Annotated in this window: 23 protein-coding genes and 1 pseudogene; 18 read left to right on the top strand and 6 right to left on the bottom strand. The window is 41.2% G+C overall.

Features of this window, described 5'->3' with window-relative positions:
• Positions 1-22: 22 nt before the first annotated feature.
• The 4 genes and pseudogenes from PBAT_RS26300 to PBAT_RS06325 form a co-directional block, all read left to right on the top strand.
• Positions 23-1,102, top strand: a pseudogene (locus tag PBAT_RS26300) (helix-turn-helix domain-containing protein); the annotation flags it as partial.
• 56 nt (positions 1,103-1,158) lie between these two features.
• Complete coding sequence (locus PBAT_RS26200) at positions 1,159-1,605, top strand: ABC transporter substrate-binding protein (protein WP_276326531.1); 447 nt, start codon at positions 1,159-1,161, stop codon at positions 1,603-1,605.
• A 98-nt stretch (positions 1,606-1,703) separates the two neighbouring features.
• Positions 1,704-2,741 (top strand): ABC transporter substrate-binding protein, encoded by a 1,038-nt coding sequence (locus tag PBAT_RS06330; RefSeq protein ID WP_084402862.1) that lies wholly within the window; start codon positions 1,704-1,706, stop codon positions 2,739-2,741.
• A gap of 19 nt (positions 2,742-2,760) precedes the next feature.
• Complete coding sequence (locus PBAT_RS06325; RefSeq protein ID WP_068647671.1) at positions 2,761-3,831, top strand: NAD(P)/FAD-dependent oxidoreductase; 1,071 nt, start codon at positions 2,761-2,763, stop codon at positions 3,829-3,831.
• Between the two features lie 73 nt (positions 3,832-3,904).
• On the opposite strand, the gene PBAT_RS06320 is transcribed toward PBAT_RS06325, so the two are convergent.
• Positions 3,905-4,360: a MarR family winged helix-turn-helix transcriptional regulator gene (locus PBAT_RS06320; protein WP_068647669.1), complete on the bottom strand. Its 456-nt coding sequence runs from the start codon at positions 4,358-4,360 to the stop codon at positions 3,905-3,907.
• A gap of 334 nt (positions 4,361-4,694) precedes the next feature.
• Between PBAT_RS06320 and PBAT_RS06315 the strand changes: the two genes are divergently transcribed.
• The 3 genes from PBAT_RS06315 (at position 4,695) to PBAT_RS06305 (ending at position 9,037) form a co-directional block, all read left to right on the top strand.
• Positions 4,695-6,263: a PTS sugar transporter gene (locus PBAT_RS06315; RefSeq protein ID WP_068647666.1), complete on the top strand. Its 1,569-nt coding sequence runs from the start codon at positions 4,695-4,697 to the stop codon at positions 6,261-6,263.
• 349 nt (positions 6,264-6,612) lie between these two features.
• On the top strand, positions 6,613-7,845 hold the full coding sequence (locus PBAT_RS06310) for a GHKL domain-containing protein (RefSeq protein WP_248912411.1): 1,233 nt from the start codon (positions 6,613-6,615) through the stop codon (positions 7,843-7,845).
• A 265-nt stretch (positions 7,846-8,110) separates the two neighbouring features.
• On the top strand, positions 8,111-9,037 hold the full coding sequence (locus PBAT_RS06305) for a methyl-accepting chemotaxis protein (protein ID WP_068647662.1): 927 nt from the start codon (positions 8,111-8,113) through the stop codon (positions 9,035-9,037).
• A gap of 112 nt (positions 9,038-9,149) precedes the next feature.
• On the opposite strand, the gene PBAT_RS06300 is transcribed toward PBAT_RS06305, so the two are convergent.
• The 3 genes from PBAT_RS06300 to PBAT_RS06290 are packed head-to-tail and all read right to left on the bottom strand — an operon-like array spanning position 9,150 to position 12,197.
• Positions 9,150-10,298 (bottom strand): DHHW family protein, encoded by a 1,149-nt coding sequence (locus PBAT_RS06300; RefSeq protein WP_068647660.1) that lies wholly within the window; start codon positions 10,296-10,298, stop codon positions 9,150-9,152.
• Between the two features lie 21 nt (positions 10,299-10,319).
• A complete protein-coding gene (locus PBAT_RS06295; RefSeq protein ID WP_068647658.1) occupies positions 10,320-11,705 on the bottom strand; it encodes an MBOAT family O-acyltransferase in 1,386 nt (461 codons plus the stop codon).
• A gap of 6 nt (positions 11,706-11,711) precedes the next feature.
• A complete protein-coding gene (locus PBAT_RS06290) occupies positions 11,712-12,197 on the bottom strand; it encodes a DUF4358 domain-containing protein (protein WP_068647655.1) in 486 nt (161 codons plus the stop codon).
• A gap of 285 nt (positions 12,198-12,482) precedes the next feature.
• On the opposite strand from PBAT_RS06290, the gene PBAT_RS06285 reads away from it, so the two are divergent.
• From PBAT_RS06285 to PBAT_RS06275, 3 genes are all read left to right on the top strand, one after another.
• The gene (locus PBAT_RS06285) at positions 12,483-13,193 is read left to right on the top strand and encodes an S-layer homology domain-containing protein (protein WP_068647653.1); all 711 of its coding nucleotides are present in this window, start codon (positions 12,483-12,485) and stop codon (positions 13,191-13,193) included.
• A 168-nt stretch (positions 13,194-13,361) separates the two neighbouring features.
• Positions 13,362-14,036 (top strand): YjgB family protein, encoded by a 675-nt coding sequence (locus tag PBAT_RS06280; RefSeq protein WP_068647652.1) that lies wholly within the window; start codon positions 13,362-13,364, stop codon positions 14,034-14,036.
• Between the two features lie 256 nt (positions 14,037-14,292).
• Positions 14,293-15,501: a nitric oxide synthase oxygenase gene (locus PBAT_RS06275; RefSeq protein ID WP_068647649.1), complete on the top strand. Its 1,209-nt coding sequence runs from the start codon at positions 14,293-14,295 to the stop codon at positions 15,499-15,501.
• Positions 15,502-15,747: 246 nt separating this feature from the next.
• Here the strand turns inward: PBAT_RS06275 and PBAT_RS06270 are convergent, their stop codons facing one another.
• Positions 15,748-16,419, bottom strand: a complete 672-nt coding sequence (locus PBAT_RS06270) for a lysoplasmalogenase (protein ID WP_246168334.1) — start codon at positions 16,417-16,419, stop codon at positions 15,748-15,750.
• A gap of 223 nt (positions 16,420-16,642) precedes the next feature.
• On the opposite strand from PBAT_RS06270, the gene PBAT_RS06265 reads away from it, so the two are divergent.
• From PBAT_RS06265 to PBAT_RS06245, 5 genes are all read left to right on the top strand, one after another.
• Positions 16,643-17,620 carry an NAD(P)H-dependent flavin oxidoreductase gene (locus tag PBAT_RS06265; protein WP_068648080.1) on the top strand — a complete coding sequence of 326 codons (978 nt, stop codon included), beginning with the start codon at positions 16,643-16,645 and terminating at the stop codon, positions 17,618-17,620.
• Positions 17,621-17,956: 336 nt separating this feature from the next.
• Positions 17,957-18,394: a MarR family winged helix-turn-helix transcriptional regulator gene (locus tag PBAT_RS06260; RefSeq protein WP_068647647.1), complete on the top strand. Its 438-nt coding sequence runs from the start codon at positions 17,957-17,959 to the stop codon at positions 18,392-18,394.
• A gap of 41 nt (positions 18,395-18,435) precedes the next feature.
• A complete protein-coding gene (locus tag PBAT_RS06255; RefSeq protein WP_068647645.1) occupies positions 18,436-19,254 on the top strand; it encodes an SDR family NAD(P)-dependent oxidoreductase in 819 nt (272 codons plus the stop codon).
• Between the two features lie 117 nt (positions 19,255-19,371).
• A complete protein-coding gene (locus PBAT_RS06250) occupies positions 19,372-20,319 on the top strand; it encodes a helix-turn-helix transcriptional regulator (protein ID WP_068647643.1) in 948 nt (315 codons plus the stop codon).
• 54 nt (positions 20,320-20,373) lie between these two features.
• Positions 20,374-20,850: a GyrI-like domain-containing protein gene (locus PBAT_RS06245; RefSeq protein ID WP_068647641.1), complete on the top strand. Its 477-nt coding sequence runs from the start codon at positions 20,374-20,376 to the stop codon at positions 20,848-20,850.
• Between the two features lie 75 nt (positions 20,851-20,925).
• On the opposite strand, the gene PBAT_RS06240 is transcribed toward PBAT_RS06245, so the two are convergent.
• Positions 20,926-22,128, bottom strand: coding sequence for an MFS transporter (locus tag PBAT_RS06240; protein WP_068647639.1), 1,203 nt, complete (start codon positions 22,126-22,128; stop codon positions 20,926-20,928).
• A gap of 222 nt (positions 22,129-22,350) precedes the next feature.
• Here PBAT_RS06240 and PBAT_RS06235 point away from each other — a divergent pair, with 222 nt between their 5' ends.
• The 3 genes from PBAT_RS06235 to PBAT_RS06225 all read left to right on the top strand — a co-directional run bounded on the left by PBAT_RS06235 (position 22,351) and on the right by PBAT_RS06225 (position 25,084).
• Positions 22,351-22,707, top strand: a complete 357-nt coding sequence (locus tag PBAT_RS06235; RefSeq protein ID WP_068647637.1) for a nucleotide excision repair endonuclease — start codon at positions 22,351-22,353, stop codon at positions 22,705-22,707.
• Between the two features lie 394 nt (positions 22,708-23,101).
• Positions 23,102-23,602 carry a PTS sugar transporter subunit IIA gene (locus PBAT_RS06230; protein WP_188017014.1) on the top strand — a complete coding sequence of 167 codons (501 nt, stop codon included), beginning with the start codon at positions 23,102-23,104 and terminating at the stop codon, positions 23,600-23,602.
• A gap of 30 nt (positions 23,603-23,632) precedes the next feature.
• Entirely contained in the window at positions 23,633-25,084 is a 1,452-nt protein-coding gene (locus PBAT_RS06225) for a PTS transporter subunit EIIC (RefSeq protein ID WP_068647633.1), read from the top strand.
• The last annotated feature ends 121 nt before the right edge of the window (positions 25,085-25,205 follow it).

The raw sequence follows: 25,205 nt of genomic DNA, 5'->3' as shown, positions 1-25,205 counted from the left end.
GATTACACTCGAGAGGAGGAACATGGTGATGGAAGATGAAGATAGGCTATCCAAAGATCGTAACCCACTTTCTAATACCTACTATTTACCTGTTAGTATATCGAATTGGGAAGAAACCTTAATGGATGAAGAAATGGCATCGTTTCCTTGTCTTCTTGTTGTTTCAAATGGTAACAGCTTACTCACGCTTAACGAACAGCAATATGCGTTATCACGTGGTTGTGTAGTACTTTGGCATAATTCCAATGAATTAAAGTTGTCTCCTAAATTGCATACAAGGTTCGAGGGAATTTTGATCAGGTATCGTTGTTTAACAAGTGATGGTACAGAACCGAATGAATTAAAGTATCCTGAACCTCTTTGGGACTGTTCATTAAATATCATATGGCTGGCGGCAGAGTTAGAAAGAGTCTCTAGAAATCTAGCCAACAGTAAGCCGTTTCATCTCCAACAGTTATTTGTTGAGCTACTGTCAGAGCTATCTGATGAAATTGAAAGGCAACTTCAGCATGCAGGCTCGTGGATGGAACAAGTACTACATTACATAGACACACATTTTCATGAGGATGTGACGCGCGAGCAGATGGCCAGATTTGCGCAGGTGAGCCCAGAGCATTTCTCCCGTGCATTTCGCATGCATACAGGTCAAACCTTCAGTGCTTATCTAGCTATGTTACGGATTCGGACCTCCCAGAATAGGTTGTTATTCAATATGCCAAAGTTAGAGAACTTGGCACAAGAAGTGGGCTATAAAGAAGGTACATATTTAAGTCGGAAATTTAAGCAGTTAGTCGGCTTATCTCCTACCGCTTATCATCATAAGCAAAAACGAGTGGTTGCTCTTAATAGTAATCATACCGCATGCTTATTGGCCTTAGGTATCACCCCGGAACTGGGGGTGTACTCTGCCTGGATAGAAAGTGTGAAGGACGTGAACCCCGTGCAAAAACTCTACGAATATGAAGGAAGCGCCTCCTCTTTCTATGAGACCGTTGCTGCCGCTCATCCTGACGTAATTATTGACTATAATACGGCAAAAGGGAATCATCTACTGCTTCCGTTGGCTCCTGTGCTTGGCCTATCTTTCATGAACATAAGCTGGCGAGAGCAATTCCGCCTCATTGCGGACATTGTAGAAAGACAAAGGCATGTAGAGGAATGGTTGGGGCCTATAATCAGACACTTGATCAGCGCCTTTGCGAACGGGGGACTGCTGTCGTGTGGGAGATTGGTACTAGCTCTGCTTACTGCATTAACAGCAGCTACGGTAGAGGGAGTCAAATCTTGTATGATGATATCGGCTTTCGTCCACCAGTCTCTCTGCTTAAGCGTGACATGGATAGATGGGGATATGTGGAGGAGGAGATCGAGGCTATCGTAGACTACCCAGCGGATCATATCTTTATTACTGGGTTACCTTCAAATTTAGCGGCAAAGAAGAGGATGAATCGTCTGTTTAGGTCTGAGCCATGGCTGGAAATGGAGGCTGTCAAAAAAAATCAGGTGTATATAATTGACAAGCCAGATTTGTTCTATGGTTATGACCCCCTATCCTCTCAGGGACAGTTACATGAGCTAATGAGGTTGCTAACATTACAAAATTGAGGGAGCCAGATCATTGTAGTGCATAGACATGATTGTCAGTATACCTTACAATAACAATATTGATAATGATTATCATTATTGTTTAAGGGGGATTCAAGTTGTATTCAAGAGAAAAACACCATAGGTCACAGAAATTAGGGTTAGTTCTTCCAATATTGTTTCTATTGATTGTATTAGTCCTTTCCGGTTGCGGAGCGACAGAGACAAAGACAGCTCCAAATAGCGAAGCGGCTGAGAAACCGAAAACAGAAGAGAACTCAAGTACTGACACGAGCAGTGCAGTGAAAACTGTTACCACAATAAAAGGTGATATTGAGATTCCTGTTAAACCGCAACGTATTGTTGCAGAGGAGTACCTGGGAAGTCTGATTCCATTGGGTGTTATTCCGGTTGGAGCACCAGGACTGAGCATTAAAAACTATTATTTCAAAGATAAACTCGTCGGGGTTTCGGATATCGGAACATACGGAAAACCATCTATCGAAAACGTACTTGCTCTAAACCCAGATCTCATTATTACTAATAATGGAGACAACTACGAGGCATTAAGCAAAATCGCGCCCACTATTGTTATTCCTTATGGCGATTTGAAAGACGTTCATGAGGAGCTAACCTATTTCGGTAAGCTACTTGATAAGGAAGAAGAAGCGAAGACTTGGCTACTCCAATACGACAAGCGTATTGCCGAGGCGAAGGCCAAGGTTGATACTGCTATTGCTACTGATGCTAGTTTTTCCATTATGGAGGATGGTGGTAAGTCGACTTGGGTATACGGCAATAATTTTGGTCGTGGTGGTCAACCGATATACCAGGCGCTTGGACGTAAGCCTCCAAGCGTAGTTGCCAATGAAATTATGGAGAAGCAATGGGCAGAACTCTCAGAGGAAATGGTAGAGAAATACGCCGGCGATTATATTATTATGACTTCGAATAATCGAACGATTGAAGACTTCCAGAAGGACCCAATTTGGGGGAGCATTCCAGCAGTTAAGAATGGACATATCTATGTGTGGCCGTCCTTGCTCAAATTGAAGAACTTACGACTTGGCTCACCAGTCTCGACAAATAGAAATGATACTCCTCACACCAACTTTATGGTAGGGGGAGGATCTTTTCTTTCATTCCATCCTAATTAAATATAAAGGAGCATTCATAATGAATTCAGAACAGCTGTATGATGTAACAATTATTGGTGGTGGCCCAGCAGGACTTTTTTCTGCCTTCTATAGTGGTTTAAGGGAAATGAAAACAAAAATTATTGAATTTCAACCTTTTTTAGGAGGAAAAGTGCATGTCTATCCAGAGAAAATGATTTGGGATATAGGGGGACTCCTACCCACTACTGGAGAACAACTGATTGAACAAATGGTTCAGCAAGGGACAACTTTTGAGCCCGAGGTGGTATTAGGTGAAAAAGTGACGTCAATTAACAAAGATGAAGATGGAAACTTTGTTATCCAAACATCTACAAACCGCAAACATTTCTCCAAAACAGTTATTTTAGCTGTTGGCGGGGGCATTTTGAATCCAACAAAACTAGAAATCGAAGGCGCTGAACGTTTTGAGGTTTCCAATTTGCATTATACAGTGAAATCTCTCGCACGCTTTAAAGGGAAGACTGTATTGATTTCCGGAGGTGGCAACACTGCTGTTGACTGGGCAAATGAATTGGAACCGATTGCGAAAAAAGTCTATTTGACCTATCGGAAAGACATGTTGAAGGGACATGAGGCAGAAGTTACGCGGCTATTCAATAGTTCTGTTGTATGTTTATTGAATACATCGATTGAAAAGCTCATTGCCGCAAGTGACCACGAGACTATTGAGAAAGTGGAATTACTTAGCGGTGAGAATGGAAATAAGATTGAACTGTCTGTTGATGAAGTGATCATAAATCATGGCTACGAACGTGATAAAGAGTTGACATCCAATAGTGGATTAAATATTGAAATGGCAAATGAATACAGTATTGCGGGTAGTCCCATGAGTGAAACATCTGTGCCTGGGATCTATGCTGCAGGAGATATTTTGAATCACGAAGGGAAACTCCATTTAATCGCAGGGGCATTTCAAGATGCAGCAAATGCTGTGAATAAAGCGAAGCAATATATTATGCCAGAAGCTTATGGTCATGGAATGGTCTCTTCACATAATGACGTCTTTAAAGAAAAAAACCGTGAATTAGTGAAACATTTATTTGCAGCGAAATCTAACCTATCATCATAAATGTGATCACTTCGGTACTATTATAGGATGAAAATACCCTCTAATTAGGAGGGTATGGTCTGACGTTCACATTCTATAATGAGGTAATATCACGTAAATTAATCTGCATTTTACCGAATAATTGATCTAACATGAGGCGTTCGGTAGGCGTCAATGATGAAAGCATATGTTGCGCAACTTCTCCAATATCACCCATGAATTTGCAGAGGAGCTGTTTGCTCTTCTCCGTTGGTGCTAAAAGGAAACTACGAAGATCCTTCTGATTAAGGGTACGTATGACATGACCCTTTTTCTCTAGGCTGTCGAGTATACGAGTAAGCTTACTGAAGTTCATTCCTGGCAAGGCTTGACCGATTTCCTTGACCATGAGTGGGCCATTCTGAGAAAGAATTCGGATGACGTTAGTCTCCTCGGGCGAACATGCTGTTTCATCTTCGAATAACTGCTTCTGTCGAGTCATCGTGTCACTTAAGACTAAAATGAAATCAAGCACCGTTTGTATATGTTGTTGATCCGAGTTCTGTCGCATTGAGTTGTCCTTTCATTCACGATCTTCATCAAAGACAAATCGTACTCATTTGATATATTATCATTATGATATTACTTTATATACAAAGTAATTATATGTAAATGTGGATCAAGTGGGACGAGTAAATTTCGTCTTGCTGTTGTCATAGGCTCGATCATCTCTGACCAAGATGATCGAGTTTTTTTGCATGCTACAACCGACCAATCGTTGCAAAATGAACTTCACTTTTTTTAGTCATATCTATTGTTATTCAGAGCAACGTCAGTATAATGAGGGAATACGGTGATTAGCTAAAGCGAGAAAGTGCATAAGTAACCAAATGAGGGGTAGAGAAATGAAACGTATAGCAATTATAGGTAGCAGCGGTGGTAATTTATTTAATCTTGGGGGGAAAGACCCTGAGAAGTTAATTGGAGAAATCGTTACACAAAGTAAGAGCGCAGGTCTAGAGATTGGCATGGTGCAATTTATTGCAGCAGGGGAATCGATGGACATCGCAAAAGAGAGTACGACAGCAGATTTATATGTATGGAATTCAGAGGAGAATCGCCTTAGTAAGCTTTCCGAGGGATTATTGAAAGATATGAACCATGCAGCAGCAGCTGTAGATGCCGAAATCGCGAACCTTATCCATTCAGGTCTCATTGATGGCGTGATTGCCATGAGTGCCGATCCTAATGATGCGAATAAACAAACCATTAAAGCGGCTGTAGAGAAAGGAATACCCCTTGTAGGTACAGGTGGAACATCCATGGCTCTGATTAGTTCCAAAGGTGCAAATGTGATTGCGGCATCTGGGACGACAGGAACCACGAACCGTACAAGAGCGGTATCCTTTATCCAATCGTTGTGTAAATATTGGGGCATGAAATATTACCCTATTCTAGGATCTTCACCATCCTCACAAGCTTCAGCATCCAGCAAGCCTTGGAAGAATATCAATCTCAAAGGGATTATGCAATCGTCCTTACCTGGGTTCATTGCGATGGCTATTGTGCTTGCGATCAGTCAAATTCCTACATTTAAAGGATTAAGTGAAGTATTTGATATCATGCTAAAAGCCTTGCCAGTTGTGCTAGCGGTCATTGCAGCTAAGCAAATTTCCGATTTGGATGAAGTGTCCATTGTTGCGGGTGTTATTGCAGGGGCACTGTCTATTCAAGGGGGAATCATAGGTGGGATTATTGGTGGTATCGGGGCTGGACTGCTTGTTCAATACCTGTTCGTAAAATGTGTGCAGTGGCGTTTCCCAATGACAACGGTAAATATTGTTGCCGGCGGTCTAGCAGGACTCATATCAGGGCTTATTATGTATTTCTTGATCGCTCCTTTTGCACTACAGTTGGGTGAATTCATCAAGGATATCATTAACATGGCGATATCGTTTAATCCTATTATAGCGGGTGTTATAGCGGGTCTCTTGATCTGGCCAGCTATTCTGGGAGGCGTATATCATGCTGCCATACTACCCATCGTGCTCCTTGAGATGGAGAAGACGGGAAATAGCTTCTTAGGTGCTATTGATATGGTTGGTTTGGTAATGGTATCAGCGGGTATTACATTAGCGAACATCATTGCTCCTAGAGATCGAGGTGAAGCGGCGGTAGCTACACCAGGTTTCTTAATTAATATGGGATTCGGAACATTCGTTGAGGCAGCCTACCCATTCATGTTCTCTAATAAAATGGTCTTTGCAGGGGCGATTGTTGCTTCTGGTGTAGGAGGAGGACTTGTGGGCGTATTTAACGTTCGAGGCACCGCTTATGTTCCATCATTTATGGGGCCATGGTTATCTAATAACTGGATTGGATTTACTATTGCGATGGTGGTTGCACTAGTTCTGGCTCTACTTATAACGTTGGTAGCTAACAAAACAGTCAAGAACAACAATCCACTGCAGTAGATGATTAGCCGGAATAATCTTAATCTTTACTTATGAGAGAACAAGGATTGATCACAACGTTGCATTAAGAACATGCCGCACTTCTTTGACAATATGTCATTGCAGTGCGGCTGTTCTAGTTATCGTGCCTCACGTGAATCTGGATTGTTAACCCGCTTCAAAAGAAGGAAATATATACATGTGGTAAGAATCTAATTAATTTAGTTCATTATTCCGATTATAATAGTCTAAGGGCATAAGTCATAAGACATAGGACAAAAGGACTGAGTATATGAGATTTAACAGTTTATATTCAAAAAAGAGAATTGTTTATTTCATTGTTGTTTCATGTATTGTACTAAGCGCGCTTATGAGCGTCAAACTGTTGATATCTTATTATTCGATTGGTAAATCGGCGCAAACCACGCTTGCTAAGCAGTATATAGAAATAGCAAAAGATATTGCAGTAGGCTTAGATACAGATGTTTATCAGAAGTTTCTAGCGACTAAACAAGATGATGAGAATCGCCTACAAATAAAACAGTATTTAGAAGAATATCACAAACGAATCAACGCTTTATATGTTTATGTGTTAATGCTTGATCATTCAGATATATCTAAAGTCATGGTTTCAGCAGTTCCTTCAAATAAGAATGATTTCCCCATAGCAGATCCTTGTACAGTTCCTGCGGCTCAAGTAAGGCAGGCTAAAAGTGGACAGAGCTATTATACAAATATTATAAAAGACAAATATAACGGTTCTTACTTATCGGTTGGAGTACCATTGTACGGTAATGATGGAAGTTTACTTGGTGTTGTCGCTATTGATGTTGGTGTTAAGGAGTTAAAGCAAGTAAGTGAGCAAGTACTTAAGAGTAATCTCTTTATCTTTGTCATTGATATTCTATTCGCTATTGTATTATTACTTGTTGCGTTCAGCTTATACCAGTGGTATAAATTACGTTTGAAACAGGATTTGAAAGAATCAGAAAAAATGTATATCTCAGAGCTTAGAAGAGTAACTGATGCCGTTAAATCAAGTAGGCATGATATGATCAATCATCTACAGGTTCTAAGCGGACTAATGGACATGGGGTTGCATGATAAAGCGAAGGATTATCTAAAACAGCTTGCGATTGAATCCAAAATGGTAGAAATGTCATTACGTATCAAAAATCCAATTCTCATGGTTATATTTCAAAGTAAGTGGGAATTTGCCCAATCTAAAGGGATACCTATGTACTTTGAGACGAATGAGCATGAATATAGTAAGTTGGAGTCTATGGACTTAGCTAGAATTTACTCTAATCTATTGGATAATGCGATTGAAGCAACGGCAGCTTATATGGGCGACCAGCCTAAACAGATCCGTGTCATCTGTAAAATAGTTGGAGAGAAATATGTATTTGCTGTGGAGAACACAGCATATCTTACAGCTAAAGAACAAAAGAGCCTATTTCTATATGGCTATACAACAAAGAAAAATACTGATGAACTAAGTGGCAATGGATTAATGATTATTAAAAGAACGGTTGATATATATAAGGGTGATATTTATTTTCAGTATGACAAGGATATGGTTACGATTAAGATAACCATTTAAGGAACTAAGTAGGGTGTTTGATGATGGTGTTAAACGGAGTCTGTCTTTGAAAGTCATGAAAATGGCTATCGACAGTCTCTTTTTTTATTTTGAATTTCTTTCAAAGATGGTTGTTTCTCTAAATGGTGTTGCGTGTTGTTTAATGTTTGTGTATATTTTGTATATAGTTTGTTTATAGTTATGTGGTTGTGCATATCTATAGTTCTATAGGGCTATTTTTAATAATAGTTATTGTGAAAAGTTATACATATGTAGGAGGCGTAATATGGGTAGTCTAAGAAATGATAAGTATTCAAGTACTCAAGTACTGGAACAGAGTGCGGTTCTTGCAGCCATGGAACAATCGTTGGCCATGATCGAATTCGATACGGAGGGTAAAGTATTATGGGTAAATGCTAACTTCGCACGTGCGATGGATTATGAAGCCTCAAAAATGGTAGGAATGATGCATAAGCAGTTTTGTACACAAGAGTTTGTGAATAGTTCTGAATATGTGACGTTGTGGAAAGATTTAAAAAGCGGACGTCCTTTCCAAGAAAAAATATTACGGGTCAGTAAGAATCAACGTCTCCTGTGGTTTGAGGCGACATATATACCCGTTTATGATGCAGAAGGCGATGTACAAGCCGTTATTAAAGTGGCAACGGATATCACCCATAGGGAGAATGCAATGACACAAGTGACAAGTGGATTGCAACAGATGGCGGAGAATCTCTTGAAGCGTGCAGAGGAAGGTGTGTCGAGTAGCCATCAAATCGCATCATCCATTGAACGGGTCGTTAAGGAGTCTGATGACAACATGCAACTTCTGAAGTTATTGGAAGATAAGGCGAATTCAGTGCGTGGTATTATGAAGACCATTCGTGATGTTGCTTCACAGACTAATTTATTGGCATTGAATGCTGCGATTGAGGCGGCACACGCTGGAGAACATGGGCGAGGCTTTAGCGTGGTGGCAACCGAGGTTCGTAAGTTGTCTAAGCAAGCAGAGGAAGCAACAAAGGAAGTGAATGCCAATCTGGAGGGTATTGCTGCTCAGGTTGCAGAGATCGCTAAAGGTACCAAACGTTCGCAAACGGTTATTACGGATAGCCAACACCGAACTCAGCAGGCTGTTGATGAATTTACGGGCTTCGGAGAAGCTGCACGTCAACTTGATACACAGGCCAAAACATTAGCGGATATGCTGTAAGGATAGGGAAAGAAACTCATTGAAAGAATATTTCACTCATACTCAACAGTATGAACGTTGTTGAGAGATCGGGGATTGTCTAGATGTTCGCCCCCGATCCCTCAATGTATTCTTATTTCTTCGCATCCAATTTCAAGAGTGCAGGACTGTCGATAAAAGTAGCTGTGTTGAACAGTAATAGTACGTCCTTAATGCCATTCTCGGACATATAGTCGCTGATGCTCCCGTTATAGTAACGCATGTCGATGACATGAATTTCAGGTACGTGTAGTGTTAGGAATGGGATTACGCTATGAGCGTAAGAGTCCTTGATGACCAACAATTTCTCTTGTTTAACAACACTCTTATGAGGCTTACTTGTAAGCTTCATAAGAGCATGAACGCCGCCTAAGAAATAGGAGTATTGATCCTTTTTCTCTAGAAAGTTGGCATCGTACATGCTCGTAAATGTCTCATCGGTATCAGCAACGTACATCTCTGTCGATACGGGCTGAATAGGCGTGTAGACTTCAATCGAATCTGGGGTTACGCCATTAAATTGACTCCGTGTATGGTAACTTCCTAAGAAGGAATTGCTCACGGTCTGAATGTTGAATTCCTTCTTGGATAAGGGATGCCAGCCCATCTTCTGGGCGTAAGCTACATAAGCTAGGTAAGCGCCGTTCGTCGTCCAATGGTGATCGGTTCGATAGTATATCGGTTCTGAAGCATGAGGACTCAGGAAATTAAAACCATCGATAAACGATACGCTTCCCTGTACATCTTCAGCAATAAATTGATTGACCTTCGCTTGAGAGTAGATTGGAGCGAGCCAAGGCAGTCGATCAGCGTAAATACCAACGGATGTCGGTGCAAGCATGAAGGTGGTGTTCACTTCAGGATGGCTAACGGCAAATTTCTTTACCGCATCCGCGTATTGTTGAATTTTTGAATAATCAGGTGTAGCGAACTTTTCGAACAAATAACCATCAGTACCTTTATAAATCCCGTTATTCTCTTGCTGTAGTCGTAATTGTTCAACAGACGATTTGACCGCTACCCACTTTGAACGAAAGGGAAATTGATCTGTTACGAAACTCTCAGCATCATCCGCGTACTTTTTAGACAAAAGATTGTCCCATGTCAGTTGTGGCGCGCTCTGTAATACACGATTTTCGAGTTCGGAGAAACGCTCCTTAGGCAATAAGAAAAAGGCTAAAGACATGAGAGCAAGCGTTAGGACAAATCCCCCAACCAATATTCGATCTGTCCTCTGCTTCATCAGTTGTATCCTCCCTCATGGTTAGAACCGGAAATATAAGAATGGGTTAAACGTGGCATCTACCAAGTAAGCGACCGATAGGAAGAATAGTAATCCATACCAGATGAGATGCAGTAGATACCTAGTCTCTAGTCTCGGTAGCAACTTCCTTGGTATAGATGCGATAACCAATACGATGATGAGAATCGCGTTCGTATACGCAAAATATAACGTCGTATTATCCCACAATGGCTGGTGACTGAGTCCCATCATGGCTTGTAGATAGCTGAATACCATAGGAAGTTGGTCGAAAGCGAACAAGACCCATCCGATGAGGATTAGTACGAGTGCATAGAGATGTCTTACGAAGCGGGGTAAGCGACTTAGAAGCTGTAATCCCCACCATTTTTCAAATATGAGAATAACACCGAAGTATAAGCCCCACAACAGAAAATTCCAACTTGCGCCATGCCAAATGCCTGTAAGTACCCACACAATTAGAATGTTACGTAATTGAATACCAAATCCTCGGCGATTACCGCCAAGTGGGATATAGACATAGTCCCGGAACCAACTGCTAAGAGAAATATGCCATCTTCGCCAGAAGTCCGTGATACTTTGTGCGGTATAGGGCTTGTTGAAGTTCTCGTTAAATTGAAATCCGAACATGAGACCGAGTCCAATCGCCATATCAGAATAGCCACTAAAGTCGAAATAGATTTGAAAAGCAAAAGCAATAATGCCTAGCCAAGCTGTTAATACAGGCATAGATTCCATATTAGACTTGGATATGGTATCCCAGAGTAATCCTATATTGTTCGCAAGTAGCACCTTTTTCCCCAGTCCAATCGTGAAGCGCCGGACCCCTTCTGCAAACTTCTCCATATTCATCGAACGCTCGCGTAGTTGTTCGGCGATGGTATTGTATTGAATAATCGGGCCTGCGACTAATTGGGGGAACAAGGCGACAAACGTACCAAAGTCGATCCAATTACGTTGTGCTTTGGCGGTCCCACGGTAGACGTCAATGATATAGGACATCGATTGAAACGTATAGAACGATATCCCGATTGGGAGAGGTAAGTCTGTTAAAGGGATATGAGTTCCAAGGAGTTCATTCACATTCGTAATAAGAAAGTCGGCGTATTTGAAGTATGATAGCAATCCAAGATTTATGATTACGGAGCATACGACAATCCACTTCCGTTGAACAGCATTTAGCTTCGGACTACTGAGTAGTAGACCGAAGCTATAATCTGTAATGGTGGACAGCAACATAATGATAATGTAAACCGGTTCGCCCCACGCGTAGAAGATCAGACTGCTTATAAATAAGATGAGATTTTTAATTCGCCAAGGCGAAATGTAATATAGCGCAAGGACGGCCGGCAAGAATACGAATAGGAACAGTAGGCTGCTGAATAACATAGATGACTATTTTTGCACGAAGAAATTATCGAATGCCTTCACAAGTTCATCTGCTTTTTCGGAAATAACGAAGAATACATAGTTACCTTTGGTAACCATTTTATAGTTCTTAGCATTCTCGTATTGATCAGGAAGGTATGTCTCGAATTGCTTTTGTACTGCTGTTGCACGTTGTTTAATAGCTGTTTCAACAGCGGGGATATCTTTGGCATCCTTCACTTTGAAGATGGCAATTTCGTTGGTCTTTATGTTCATCATCGGAGCTCGAACGGTATATTCTTCAAGCAATGTAGTATCTAATTGGTATTGTTGCTTCACCATTTCTGCATCTAGTTCCATTAAAGATGGTTGTTCTATTTCTGTAATCATCTTATCGACCATTTCTTTCACAGGTACATTCGATTCAATCTTTGTTTCCTTCGTACTGGAACATGCACTTAGCGCTAGTGTGAATACGATGGCTAGCATAAGAGCGAAAGGTAGTTTTTTCATTGGGACATTCTCCTTAGTATGTGTATTGTGACTTCTGTTCTTAGGCTTATCGACGTGTTGAATCTATAAAATGTTTCATAATATATATATTTCCCTGAAATTAACGGGAATATGAGTGAATGGGTTGGTTGGATCGATCGGAGGAATGCACCTTTATACCAACATTGCAAAGGGTAGGATGAAACCTTGATTCAAAATAGTAAATACTGGGTTAAATCAATAGTGTGAGTACATAAGTTGCTAATGGTTATTAATAAAATTAGATTTAACGAGGAGATGTTAGTTTTGAAGAAAATAACAAAGAAAACCGCATTTGTATGGACAACAGTATTAGGTTTAACTTTTTCGTCAATGGGAATGGTATCAGCAGCTAGTAGTGTCAATGACATTAAAGGTCACTGGGCAGAAGGTGTCATTACAAGTTGGAATGATCGGGACTTAGTTTCTGGGTATGAAGATGGAACATTTCGACCAGAAGAAAAGGTGAATCGTGAGGAATTTACCGCATTGGTGAATAGGTCATTTGGATTAATGGGATCGGAAACCATTGGATTCACGGATGTGAAACAGACAGACTGGTCGTATGAAGATATAGGGGTTGCAAAGAAAGCCGGATACGTCTCAGGATACCCCGATGGAACGTTTAGACCAAAGAATGAAATGACTCGTCAAGAAGTAGCAGTGATTGTTGCGAATCTATTAGGTTTGAATCAATCGGGAACAATTGAATCTCTTGCAGATGGGCAAGGTATTCCTGCATGGAGTAAGGGAGCTATTAGTGCAGTTATAGATAATAAAATTATGGCAGGATACCCTAATGGAACATTTGGACCGGTGAGAACAGCAACACGTGCTGAAGCTATTGCTATCATTGACAAAGCGCTATATTTCAAAACTCAGAAAGACCATTTAGCTCCAAGACCAGCAGTAGAACCAACACCGGCACCAGTAGTAACACCTAACACCGACAGCACTGTCCCAACCAACGCTAAGTAAAGTAATAGTAGCGCCTAGGTCGGATGTTACGGATAATACTTACAAATAGGAATAGAGCCTTTAGGAGTCATTCTAGAGGTTTTTTTCTTTTATTTAATTTCGTGGTGTAAAATAGACTTTTTTAGTGTCACCGAATCCAACTATTCAGCAATTGAAAGGAGAATTGTGATGATCATAACATTTAAACGTAAGTCTTTATCATGGTCAATTATCGGTATTTCTATAGTCGTTCTACTTGCAGGCTGTGCTTCGGATAGTAAGTCCAATGTCAGTACAGAACAGCCAGTTACGCAACAACAAGAAAATGTGAATACGGATAGCAAGAAACCCTCCAAGGATGTTAGTGCGCAGGGCAATACAGGAAGAACTACACCGGTTAAAGAAGAAAATGGCGAATTAATTAAAGAGATCTATGAGCTTAGTAAGGAAGGGAAAGTACCGGGTGTTGATTTTGTTTCGGGACAAGATCTTATTGATAAAGTTCATGCGTCATGGGGAGAACCAGATAAGCCGGTAGGAGCGGGTGATCCCTATGAGGCATATAGCCCAGGCGCAGGAAGAGGGTCATTTGCTTTTGGTATTGGACGTGGTGAAGTGATCTACGATGTTCGTTCCTATGGTTCTAGCGAGGGTCCAAAGGTACAATTCAGCCAAATCTCTTTGGAAGATATTACACAAACATTAGGGGTGCCAAGTGAAAATCGTACCAATGGAAATGACGATATCCTTGTCTATAAGGTTGGAGAATATGAACTCAAATTCGTAGGTCCACATGATAAACAAGTGCTTCACCATATTTCCGTGTATTCGCCAAAGGCGGCAGCACCTATGGGTGGGAAATAAGTAGCATCGATACTTGGTTATGAACGATAGATAATAGTGATGAGCCAATAGATATAAACAAATTTCCCGTTCCTCTCTTGGAGTGGAGATTTGTTTATATCTATTTATGATTTCTGGAGTAGTTGACTGAATAGACACATATTGCGGAAATGATAGGATAAGGTCATCCCGAAAGATGTAGTAAGGTAGCCCGAATGTTATACTAAACAAAAGAGTTCTAGAAAGTTAGAATGGTTAGAATCGGGGAGAGATCAGCATGAATAACACGAACATCGAAGAGTTGATCAAGAAGGCGGAATCATTCATCCACACGATGTACTTCGAGTTGGACAAGTCGGAAGAAGAGACGAAGAACCGTCTCATTACTGTACGTGAACAAATAAATAACTCGGGTAGTTACTATCACACAGAGGAAGAATTGATACATGGAGCGCGGATGGCTTGGCGTCATAATAGTCGCTGCATTGGCCGTCTGTTCTGGGACAAGCTTGAGGTGATCGATGCTCGTCAAGCAGAGAATGAGGAGAAGATAGCGGAAGCTTTGTTGCAACACGTGGAAAGAGCGAATAATGGCGGGCGTATTCGCCCTGTATTAACGGTATTCCGTAGTGGAGAAGACGAGTGGCAGCGTATTCGTGTGTGGAATCATCAACTGATTCGTTATGCTGGTTATCCAAGCATAGACGGGTCTGTCCGTTCAGGAGATCCGGCGTCTGATGATTTCACACGTGTATGTCAGCAACTCGGATGGCAAGGAACAGGCGGGAATTATGATGTGTTACCGCTGGTTGTCGGTATTGGGAAGGGGGAACCTCGGCTGTTTCCCATTCCTACAGACTTGGTGCAGGAAGTACACTTAAGTCATCCCGAGATTGAACGTTTTCCAGAACTTCAGCTTCGTTGGTATTCGGTACCTATTATTTCGGATATGCAGCTTGAGATTGGTGGCATCTTGTACACGGCTGCTCCATTTAACGGTTGGTATATGGAGACTGAAATTGGATCACGAAATTTAGGTGATATAGGACGTTACAACCTCCTACCTGCTGTTGCTAATCTGATGGGTCTGGATCGTTCTACCAACACGACGTTGTGGAAAGACAGAGCACTTCTAGAGCTGAACCGTGCGGTGCTCCATTCATTCAAACAAGCTGGGGTTAGCATTGTCGACCATCATACGGCGGCAGATCAATTCGTTCGCTTCCAACAGCAAGAAGAGCAACGCGGGCGTGAGGTATCAAGCCGTTGGTCTTGGCTTATTCCGCCCATGTCACCAACAGCTACCCCAATCTGGCACGATCAATCCTTGAAGGAGCTCGATCTGAGTCCGCAATTTCTTTATCAAAATCCTGCTTATCAAGGCTGGCTAGATGCGTTGGATGGTCGACTTGAATCTGGTGATAACATAGAGACGACTACGGTCTCGTCGGCTGAAATAGGGTGTCCTTTTCACCAAAAGATATAAGTCATAAGCTTACGCATTGCTGCTATATACTAAGGGATGATACCGATGAACGACGACTTCTCGTATGTTCTGTCATGATCTACGACCAATGAGGGCAGATATTGTTCGTAGATCATAGCTGGCATTAGTTATTCGGTACATTTACAGGGAAAGCAATTCTTGATGACGGCAGCGTTATTGATGAGGTAAAGGACATCGTTGCTTTCGCCGAACATGCGGTAGATAGCTGGTGATTCAAATCGTGTACTATGCCAGAGGTGCTTCTACTTCTTCAACTAACAATGTATGTATAGCTAATGTTCCTATGCTGAAGGCCATACAGAATTGAGCAGCGTAATAAGTTGTCATGATGAATACACCTGAGAAAGTAATATCGGATATAAATAGGTTCCACGACAAGATAGAATCTGAAATTGCAAACAAAATACTCCCGATAATTGCCCATAGTTGACCGGTCATAGCCGCAGACCACATCATCAAGGAAATTACACTTACATAAAGAAGAACAGGGATGATCAAGGATCCATTGTTATCTCGAATCAATGCATGAACAAGCTCCCAACCCATGAATGAAGCATACACGGCAATCGGAACAATGCTAGCGAATCGAAGCTTTGAGAAGCGCCATTTGCTGAGGAATCCCATCATATAGAATAGATGCCCAACTAGAAAGGCAGATAATCCAACGACGAACCAACTTAATAGGCCATCGCCTAACATACAGAAGAATAATCCGATTAATAGCAATAAATGATGGCGCTTTCTAATTCTAGGAATTTGAAAATATGCATAAATGATAATGAGCCACATCGGAATTAACTTGAATAGGATCTTGACGGCGTGTGGTTCCGATGGAATAACGAAAATATAGAGTAAACTCATAAGTAAAATAAGTACAGGTAATAGATACTTTTTCAAAGTATGCGCTCCTTTGTCATTCGAATGTAGGCTATTAACCAATATATCATAATTCCTCTAACTTTATTTGAAGTTAGAGGTTTTTTGATCTGGGTATGATTCTACGAATCTCTACGCTGTTCTTATTGGACTGTGAGTTGAATCATATGATCATACTTCTTGCTATAGTACTGTAAAAGGTGATCCTTAAATAACAATATAACCAATGATTTGTAGTCATATCATGAAAGAGGTGTTCATATTGGAGCTTCCGATATTACAATTTGGCCATATTAAATCAAGAGTACCCATCATGCAGGGGGGTATGGGTGTCGGAATTTCCTTGAGTGGTCTTGCCGCAGCTGTAGCTAATGCGGGTGGGATTGGCACCATTTCAGGTACAGGCATCACGATAGAGGAATTAAGATTACATATTCGTAAAGCACGAGAAGAATCCAAGGAACGAATGGGATATATCGGAGTTAACGTCTTGTTTGCTGTTAAAGATTTCGCTGAAAAAATGCAGGCAGCCTTAGAAGAAAAGGTGGATTTCATTATCTCTGGGGCGGGTATTTCTAGAGATATGTATGCATGGGGTAAAGCGTACAATACACCTGTCATTTCAATTGTCTCATCTGCTAAAGTAGCTAGACTATCAGAGAGATTAGGAGCATCCGCGGTAGTGGTGGAAGGGTTCGAAGCGGGAGGCCACTTGGGTACAGATCGGCCCTTATTTGATATACTTCCGGAGGTTGTAGAGGCCGTCAATATTCCGGTTATCGCAGCCGGTGGTATTATGACAGGAGAAGATATCGCTAAAGCGATGAGACTAGGAGCATCGGGTGTACAGATCGGAACACACTTCGTGGCTAGTCACGAATGTGACGCCCCACAAGCCTTCAAACAGATGTATGTGAATACCAAACCAAATGATACGATACTAGTTAAGACTACGGTAGGACTACATGGAAGAGCGATAAAGAACCGATTGACAGACATTATAAGTAACGAGGAGACGAAATTGCGCATTAAGAAATGCCATAAATGCCTGAAGATATGCTCGTTTCGTTTCTGTACCATGGAAGCCTTGAATAACGCCATTATTGGCGATGTACAGAATGGATTGATTTTTGCAGGGTCAAGGGTGCATGAGATCAAGGAAATTAGAAGTGTTCAACAAATTGTAGACAAACTTATGGATGAATTCGAAGAAGTAAGGTAGTGAAGCTGCGTAAGTATCAATTGAATCGAAATTACGACACCTACATTTTTAATATAGGTGTTTTTTGTGTAGAATCATGTGATAAGTTATCCAAATTTTCCTTTGGCTAATCCAGTGCATCAACGGTTACGTTAATAGTAGTATTATAAGATCTTTCACAAAAATGGATATTTAAAATATAAGTATTTTACTACTAAACGTTTTAATGTTAAGATGTTAATTGTAATGGACAATAAGGAGATGATTTATTAAGCGGATTTGGATTATGATGCGTCCTTCAACATAATGTTCTACAGGACAAACCATGTATTTCACCCGATTTTAAAGGAGACTATTTTGGGACAAACCGATATTTTTAAGTTGATACGTTCAGGAGAATTGTTTACGAATGAAGCGATTATTCGCTGGATGAAGTCTTTTGATTACAATATAGGGATTTCCCCGGTTCTCGTGTTAACTGAATTGAAATTAAGGGGTACCCAAAAACATACTACTTTATCAAAGAAGTTGGGATACTCACCAGGTGCAATAACGAGTATTGCAGATCGCCTCATTAAATTAGGTCTTGCGGAGCGAGAATATAACGAGAATGATCGACGAAATGTATTTCTATCGATTACGGACAAGGGTTTAGAGGTACAGAAAGAAGCGCAACAAAAAGGGCTTGAACTACACGTTGAATTGTTCAAAGTGCTTAGTGAAGAAGAAGTACAGCAGTTTATTAATATTTATGACAAGTTATTAAAAAACTTTGATAATAATGATAGATTATGAATCGATCATATAACAAACACACAACAAAGGGGACAAACATAATGGGAAGAGTACAAGGGAAAGTTGCATTAGTTACTGGAGGAGCTTCAGGTATTGGGTTGTCAACTGCCATGTTATTAGCTAAAGAAGGCGCTAAAGTGGTAATCGGTGATTACAATATTGACGCTGCAAAAGAAGCTGCACAAGAAATTAAAAACCAAGGTTTCGAAGCTACTGCAGTATTCTTGGATGCCTCCAAAGAGGAATCGATCAAAGAAGCCGTTGAATTCACAGTGAAAGAATACGGTACAATTACGATTCTTTATAACAACGTAGGTCTAACTAATTTGAAGAAAGACCTTGATGTCGTTAATATCGATCTAGATGAATGGGATCGCCTTATGAATGTAAATGTGAAGAGCGTTCTATTGGGAAGCCGCTTCGCAATTCCTCATATGATCAAAGCAGGTGGAGGTTCTATTATTAATACAGCATCCATGGCTGCGTTCGCTTCAGACTCTATCCGTTCCGCATATGGTGCTTCTAAAGCAGCTGTTGTGCAACTTACGAAATATATCGCTACACAGTATGGTAAAGATAATATTCGTTGTAACGGCGTTGCACCAGGTCTAATCTTGACGCCAGCAGCGAAGAATAATTTGTCACAACCTTTGTTGGACATCTTCATGAAATACAATGCTCTACCTTATCATGGTGAAGCTGATGATATCGGTAACACCGTTCTATTCTTGGCTTCTGATGAATCTAAATTCATCACAGGACAGACGATTCAAGTTGAAGGTGGACATTATCTAGCTAATCCTACTGCTCCTGATTTCAATGCGATGGCAGCACAAGCACAAGCAGCACAATCTAAATAATTTAATTGATAACAAGCTTAGGGCTTCATTGCCCTAGGCTTTTTTGTGTTATTTATTGATTCTCTTTCGTATCGCTGACATAATGAAAGCCAAAGAATAATGGCTAGGAGAGAAACGATGAAAATTGATCGCTTATTAGCGTTGACAATTCTGCTGCTCAACCGTGAACGAGTTAGTGCAAAGGAGTTAGCTGATCGCTTTGAAGTTTCAACTAAGACGATCTACAGGGATATGGAGACATTGAATCAATCAGGCATTCCTATAGTGGCACATCAAGGGACCTCAGGTGGATTTGAAATTATGGAACAATACACGATTGCTCGCCAGTTCCTAACCCTTAACGAAATCAACACAATGGTTTCTGTAGTCAAAGGAATCACCGGGATTGTGGATGACAGTAAGTTTGCTACCCTTCTTGAGAAGGTTAAGGCGCTTCTTAGTAAAACAGATACCATAAATAAAGAGCAATCCTCAGCTGGAATTATCTTTGATTTCAACCCTTGGGGTCAGAGTCCTGCTGAGCGAGATAAAGTGAAAACATTGAAACAGGCGATAGAGGAATCACGCAAGGTCAGCATTCAATATTTGAACATGAATGGAAAAGAGAGCGAGAGAGTTATTGAGCCAGCGGCCTTAATTCTCAAAGGATATGTATGGTATCTGCATGCATACTGCACATTACGGCAGGATTTCAGGGTGTTTCGATTATCTCGTATACATGAGTTGCGTACGTTAATGGAGCAGGGTGTGCATCGGGAGACACCATCCTTAGATGGTTACGCATGGGAGGCGGAGTGGTCGACGGACGTTAGGCATGAGATGATACTGAACTTTCAACGACAAGTTCGTTATCGCATCGTAGATACTTTTGATCCAGAGATGGTCTCTGTACTCGAAGATGGTTCCATTCAAGTGATGGGTGAGTTTGCGGAAGATGAATGGTTCTACGGAATGATCCTGAGTTATGGTGAACATGTCAGAGTGGAGCAGCCAGCGTGTGTTGCTGAGGAAGTGGTGAGACGGGCACAAAAAATTGTGGAACAGTATATAAACGTAGACAGATAGGTGTCCACTTTTCCAACGTATAATCAAATTATATTCAAGGAGAAGAGGCGAATCATGAATACTTATACTGTTCAACAACCACAAATCGCAATGACTGGTGTGAGTGTGCGTACGACGAATGCTGAAGAATTAGGTACAAACGGACAATTATCAAAGCTATGGGATACATATTTTCAGAGTCATTTGGCATCACAGGCTGGGATCAATAACCCACATCTTATTTATGCCTTATACACCGATTACGAAAGTGATGCATCGGGCGCGTATACCGTTGTAATAGGGCATGAATTGGGTGAGGATGCCCTTGATCATAACGATAATCATACGGTTATACCAGAGAGTAAGTACCTCGTATTTACGACTAACAAAGGTCCAGTGTATGAAGTGGTCGCACAATGTTGGGGAGAGATTTGGTCCTACTTCAAAGATTCAGAGGAGGTAAGAACTTTCACTGGGGATTTTGAGCTGTATGATGCTGGGAAATTTGACCCTACCCAAGCTGTAGTAAAGATCTATATTGCGATTCAATAATTGTGTGAAATAAGGTAAAGGCCCAGCTTCTACATCGAAGCTGGGCCTTTATATTGTTGAATGATATAAATAGGATTATACCGTAACTTCCTTGCGCTCTACGATATAGCAGGCTATTCCAAGGATTAGACCTAGGCCAACGAGGATTGCACCAACCCAAGGAAGCGATGTAATAGCTAGATGTGTAATGACCCAGCCACCAATGAAAGCACCCGATGCATTCCCTAGATTGCCCGCTGAATGGCTAGAGGTAGAAGCTAGTGCGGGAGCATCCTGAGCTAAGCTCATAATCCGGACCTGAAGGCCTGGCATTACAGCAAAGGAAACAACACCCCACAAGAAGATTGTCAATACAGCTGCAATGGGACTATGAACCGTAAAAGTGAAGATTGTAAGAATGATGGCTACTGAGAAGTAAAGTCCCAATATGGAAGGCATCAATTTCCAGTCCGCAAGCTTACCACCCAGGATATTACCAATGGTCACACCACACCCGAATAGAACGAGAATCCAAGTTACACTATGTTCAGCGAATCCGCTGACCTCCTGAAGCAGTGGGTTAATATAAGTGAAGACGGTGAATAGACTGGCATTACCTAGCGCCCCGATTAGTAGATATAGAAGTAACCTGGGTTTGGCCAAAGCAGATATCTGTTGTTTAATACTGGCCGGTTTATCTTGGCGGAGTTGTGGAATAAAGATAATGATACCGATGAGTGCCACAACGCCCATGATTGCGATAGCACCAAATGATGACCTCCACCCCATATGTTGTCCAATAAATGTTCCGAGAGGAACACCAACAATATTCGCAATAGTTAAGCCTGCCATCATGATGGATACAGCACCGGCTCGCTTATTCGGCTGGACTAGGTTAGAAGCGATGACTGCTCCAACGCCAAAGAAAGTTCCATGAGTTAACGCTGTAATGAGTCGAGCTACCATCAACACTGCATAAGTAGGAGCAACGACAGATATAACGTTGCCAAGAATGAATAGAACCATGAGCAGACATAAAAGCTTCTTTTGTGGAATTCGTTGGGTGAGGAGCGTCAGTATGGGCGCACCGACAGCTACTCCAAGGGCGTACATCGTAATAAGCTGTCCTGCTGTTGGAATGCTAACATTTAAATCCTGAGCTACATTGGGTAGAAGACCCATAATGACGAATTCAGTCATGCCAATGGCAAAAGCACCAACGGTAAGCGAAAGGATAGAAATGGGGAATGGTTCTTTTTTTAACGATGATTTCTTAGGAATACTTTGAGTTAGTTCCATGCTGTAGCGTTCAACCTTTCTTCTGTATGTAATGAAGCTTCATCTCAGGATGGTGTAGATTCTCCAAATAAGATATACCTTAATTATTTAGGTTTATGTTTATATTATCAAGGGAAATATTTAACTAGAACAGTCGGGCGAATCGCAAGGTAGTTGTGCATGGTTTTCTATTGGGATTTGTGATAGAATTTACACCTATATAGAAAGAGGAAGTGAGCTATAATGATAAACATAACCGTTCCAGAACCACATGTTAGCATAACTAAACAGGTTGATCCTGAGCTAAGTAATATTTACGGGTTTACTGACTTTCACCTGATTCCTAGAGATATGGGTGGTATCTTTATGTTCTACAACGATAATGATGAATTGTTGTTCGTAGGTAAAGCAAGAAAGCTTAGACCAAGAATAAAGAAACATTTTGAAGATACGGTTTCCGTAATTAAAATGAATAGAGACGAAGTCACTAAAATTGATGTGTGTCTCATTGGTGATCCTGTTCATAGAGAAATCTATGAAACGTATATCATTAATGAATACAAAGCTAAATATAATGTGGACAAAGTATTATATAAATAATTGGTGAATTTAGAAGCAATAAGTGGAGTCAAGTGTGACTGCTTGTTGCTTTTTTTGATGGCTATAAAGCGGCTGAATTGAATTCATTTCACTTAAAATAAAGGCGCTTACATTTTGTTGTTGACGGATGCCAAAGCATGAATTATTATAAGGTCATAATAAAAAAACAATAAAAAACGAATTCACTTGGTGTGTTACCGTTATATTAATGGGCATGAGCCAAGGAAAGCGAACCTAAAGTAATAGGTCCCTTTCCTTGGCTTATTTTAATGTTTTTTTAAAAATTTCTCGTTAAGTATAGTTGGTTAAATCGACGGGATAGTGTAATGGTAAAAGTAGCACACTAAGGGTATCGGACTAAAGAATAAATATCCGTTAAACCGGATTAGGAGGAATATTTATGTTTTGGAAAAAGAAAAAAGAAGAAAATGTTGTTGTTGATATTTACGCACCTGTAACAGGTAACGCGGTTGCACTTACTGAGGTCCCTGATGAGGCATTTGCCGCAGGGCACATGGGTCGAGGGGTCGCTATTGAACCGACAGAAGGAAAGCTCATCGCTCCGTTTGACGGAACGGTTGCTCATATCATTAAATCGAAACATGCGATCATGTTGGAGCATCCCGCAGGGTTGCAATTCCTATTCCATATTGGAGTAAACACGGTATCCCTCAAAGGAGAAGGTTTCATCTCTCACGTAGCTACTGGAGATACAGTGAAAGCAGGACAAGTGTTAATTGAATTCGACATCGAGAAGATTAAAGCTGCAGGATATCCCGTCATTACCCCCATCATTGTAACGAACGCTGATGATGTGACAAGCGACTTAGAATTAATCACCGGTCCTGTTGAGGCAGGCAGTACTGTCATTTTGAAGGCGGTTATAAAGTCATAGCATTATAAAATTTGAAAGGATGATTCATTCATGTTAGCATTTCTCCAAAAAATCGGTAAGTCGCTGATGCTTCCAGTGGCAACACTACCGGCAGCAGCTATCCTAATGCGTTTCGGTAATGTCGATTACATTAAGGATTTTCACATGGGAGACAGTGTTGGAGGTTTCTTAAATACTTACGTTGCACCGTTTCTAAATGCGGGCGGAGGTACGATATTCGATAACCTCCCACTAATCTTTGCAGTTGGGGTTGCCATTGGATTGGCTGGCGATGCTGTAGCAGCATTATCAGCAGTGATCGGTTATATGATCTTGGCTAAAGTACTTCTAATTGTACCAGGAATATTCCCTGAATTAATGCAATCGGCAGATACTAAATTGAACATGGGTGTTCTCGGTGGTATCTTGGTAGGTTGTATCGCCGCAGGTCTTTATAAGAAATATCATAAAATCAAGCTTCCAGACTGGCTTGGATTCTTCGGGGGCAAGCGTTTCGTCCCTATGGCTACAGCGTTCACAATGGTCGTTGTAGGTCTGGTGTGTGGTCTTGTATGGGGTCCTGTTCAAGCGGCTCTTGATACGTTCGGTGGGTGGGTTACAGGTCTCGGTGGTGTAGGATCTGCCATTCATATGGTTGCTAACCGTCTCTTAGTACCGTTTGGCCTACATCATATCATTAACTCAATCGTGTGGTTTCAAATTGGTGATTTCGTTAACGCTGCTGGCGATGTCGTTCACGGTGACTTAACGCGCTTCTTCGCTAAGGATCCCGAAGCAGGTATGTTTATGACAGGATTCTTCCCAGTCATGATGTTCGGTCTTCCAGCTGCTGCATTTGCCATTATTCATACGGCTAAGCCAGAAAGACGTAAAGCAATTGGATCTATCTTTATCGGTGCTGCATTTGCTTCATTCTTGACTGGTATTACTGAGCCTTTAGAATTTGCCTTTATGTTTGTTGCTCCTTTACTTTATGGTGTGCATATTGTTTTATCAGGTGCTGTTGCTTTTATATCTTATGCAATGGGTATGAAGCTCGGCTTTGGTTTCTCAGCAGGTTTCCTCGACTATGCAATCAACTATCAGCTAGCTACGAAGCCATTGCTATTGATTCCAATTGGTCTAGTAACCGCAGTGGTGTATTATGTGGTGTTCCGCTTCCTAATTGTGAAGTTTAACCTCAAAACACCAGGTCGTGAGGATGAAGTTGTTGAGCTTGAAGGTTCGGCTTCCGGTGCCATATCTGGTGACAGTCGCGCGGCTAAAATCTTGTCTCAACTAGGCGGATCTAGCAACATTGAGTCCGTTGATGCTTGTATCACACGTCTTCGTCTTATCGTTAAAGACGAGAAGGCTGTTAGCGACGCTGGTCTTAAGCAACTTGGTGCTGCTGGCGTTATGAGACTTGGTAAAGGTGCTGTTCAGGTCGTATTCGGTCCACAATCCGAAACGATCAAGGACGAGATTAATGAGATTTTGTAGTAACTAATGGTTATCAATACCAAACGTGGTGGACGCTCCTAGTAGGGAGTGATCACCACGTTTTTTCTTGTGAGTGGAATATGTATTATGTGATTATGTGTGATTGTATAGGGAAATAACT

This window comes from Paenibacillus antarcticus (genome assembly GCF_001637225.1).
Classification (GTDB): Bacteria; Bacillota; Bacilli; order Paenibacillales; family Paenibacillaceae; genus Paenibacillus_AQ; species Paenibacillus_AQ antarcticus.
Note: the sequence above shows the minus strand (reverse complement) of the source record. Positions and strands in the feature narration are given on the sequence as shown.

Coding starts and splice junctions, on each gene's coding strand:
- PBAT_RS06305 (WP_068647662.1), top strand. CDS start 8,111: ATGGGTAGTCTAAGAAATGATAAGTATTCAAGTACTCAAGTACTGGAA.
- PBAT_RS06235 (WP_068647637.1), top strand. CDS start 22,351: ATGATAAACATAACCGTTCCAGAACCACATGTTAGCATAACTAAACAG.
- PBAT_RS06310 (WP_248912411.1), top strand. CDS start 6,613: ATGAGCGTCAAACTGTTGATATCTTATTATTCGATTGGTAAATCGGCG.
- PBAT_RS26200 (WP_276326531.1), top strand. CDS start 1,159: ATGGTTGGGGCCTATAATCAGACACTTGATCAGCGCCTTTGCGAACGG.
- PBAT_RS06315 (WP_068647666.1), top strand. CDS start 4,695: ATGAAACGTATAGCAATTATAGGTAGCAGCGGTGGTAATTTATTTAAT.
- PBAT_RS06280 (WP_068647652.1), top strand. CDS start 13,362: ATGATCATAACATTTAAACGTAAGTCTTTATCATGGTCAATTATCGGT.
- PBAT_RS06290 (WP_068647655.1), bottom strand. CDS start 12,197: ATGAAAAAACTACCTTTCGCTCTTATGCTAGCCATCGTATTCACACTA.
- PBAT_RS06295 (WP_068647658.1), bottom strand. CDS start 11,705: ATGTTATTCAGCAGCCTACTGTTCCTATTCGTATTCTTGCCGGCCGTC.
- PBAT_RS06255 (WP_068647645.1), top strand. CDS start 18,436: ATGGGAAGAGTACAAGGGAAAGTTGCATTAGTTACTGGAGGAGCTTCA.
- PBAT_RS06250 (WP_068647643.1), top strand. CDS start 19,372: ATGAAAATTGATCGCTTATTAGCGTTGACAATTCTGCTGCTCAACCGT.
- PBAT_RS06300 (WP_068647660.1), bottom strand. CDS start 10,298: ATGAAGCAGAGGACAGATCGAATATTGGTTGGGGGATTTGTCCTAACG.
- PBAT_RS06225 (WP_068647633.1), top strand. CDS start 23,633: ATGTTAGCATTTCTCCAAAAAATCGGTAAGTCGCTGATGCTTCCAGTG.
- PBAT_RS06320 (WP_068647669.1), bottom strand. CDS start 4,360: ATGCGACAGAACTCGGATCAACAACATATACAAACGGTGCTTGATTTC.
- PBAT_RS06275 (WP_068647649.1), top strand. CDS start 14,293: ATGAATAACACGAACATCGAAGAGTTGATCAAGAAGGCGGAATCATTC.
- PBAT_RS06245 (WP_068647641.1), top strand. CDS start 20,374: ATGAATACTTATACTGTTCAACAACCACAAATCGCAATGACTGGTGTG.
- PBAT_RS06325 (WP_068647671.1), top strand. CDS start 2,761: ATGAATTCAGAACAGCTGTATGATGTAACAATTATTGGTGGTGGCCCA.
- PBAT_RS06240 (WP_068647639.1), bottom strand. CDS start 22,128: ATGGAACTAACTCAAAGTATTCCTAAGAAATCATCGTTAAAAAAAGAA.
- PBAT_RS06265 (WP_068648080.1), top strand. CDS start 16,643: ATGAAAGAGGTGTTCATATTGGAGCTTCCGATATTACAATTTGGCCAT.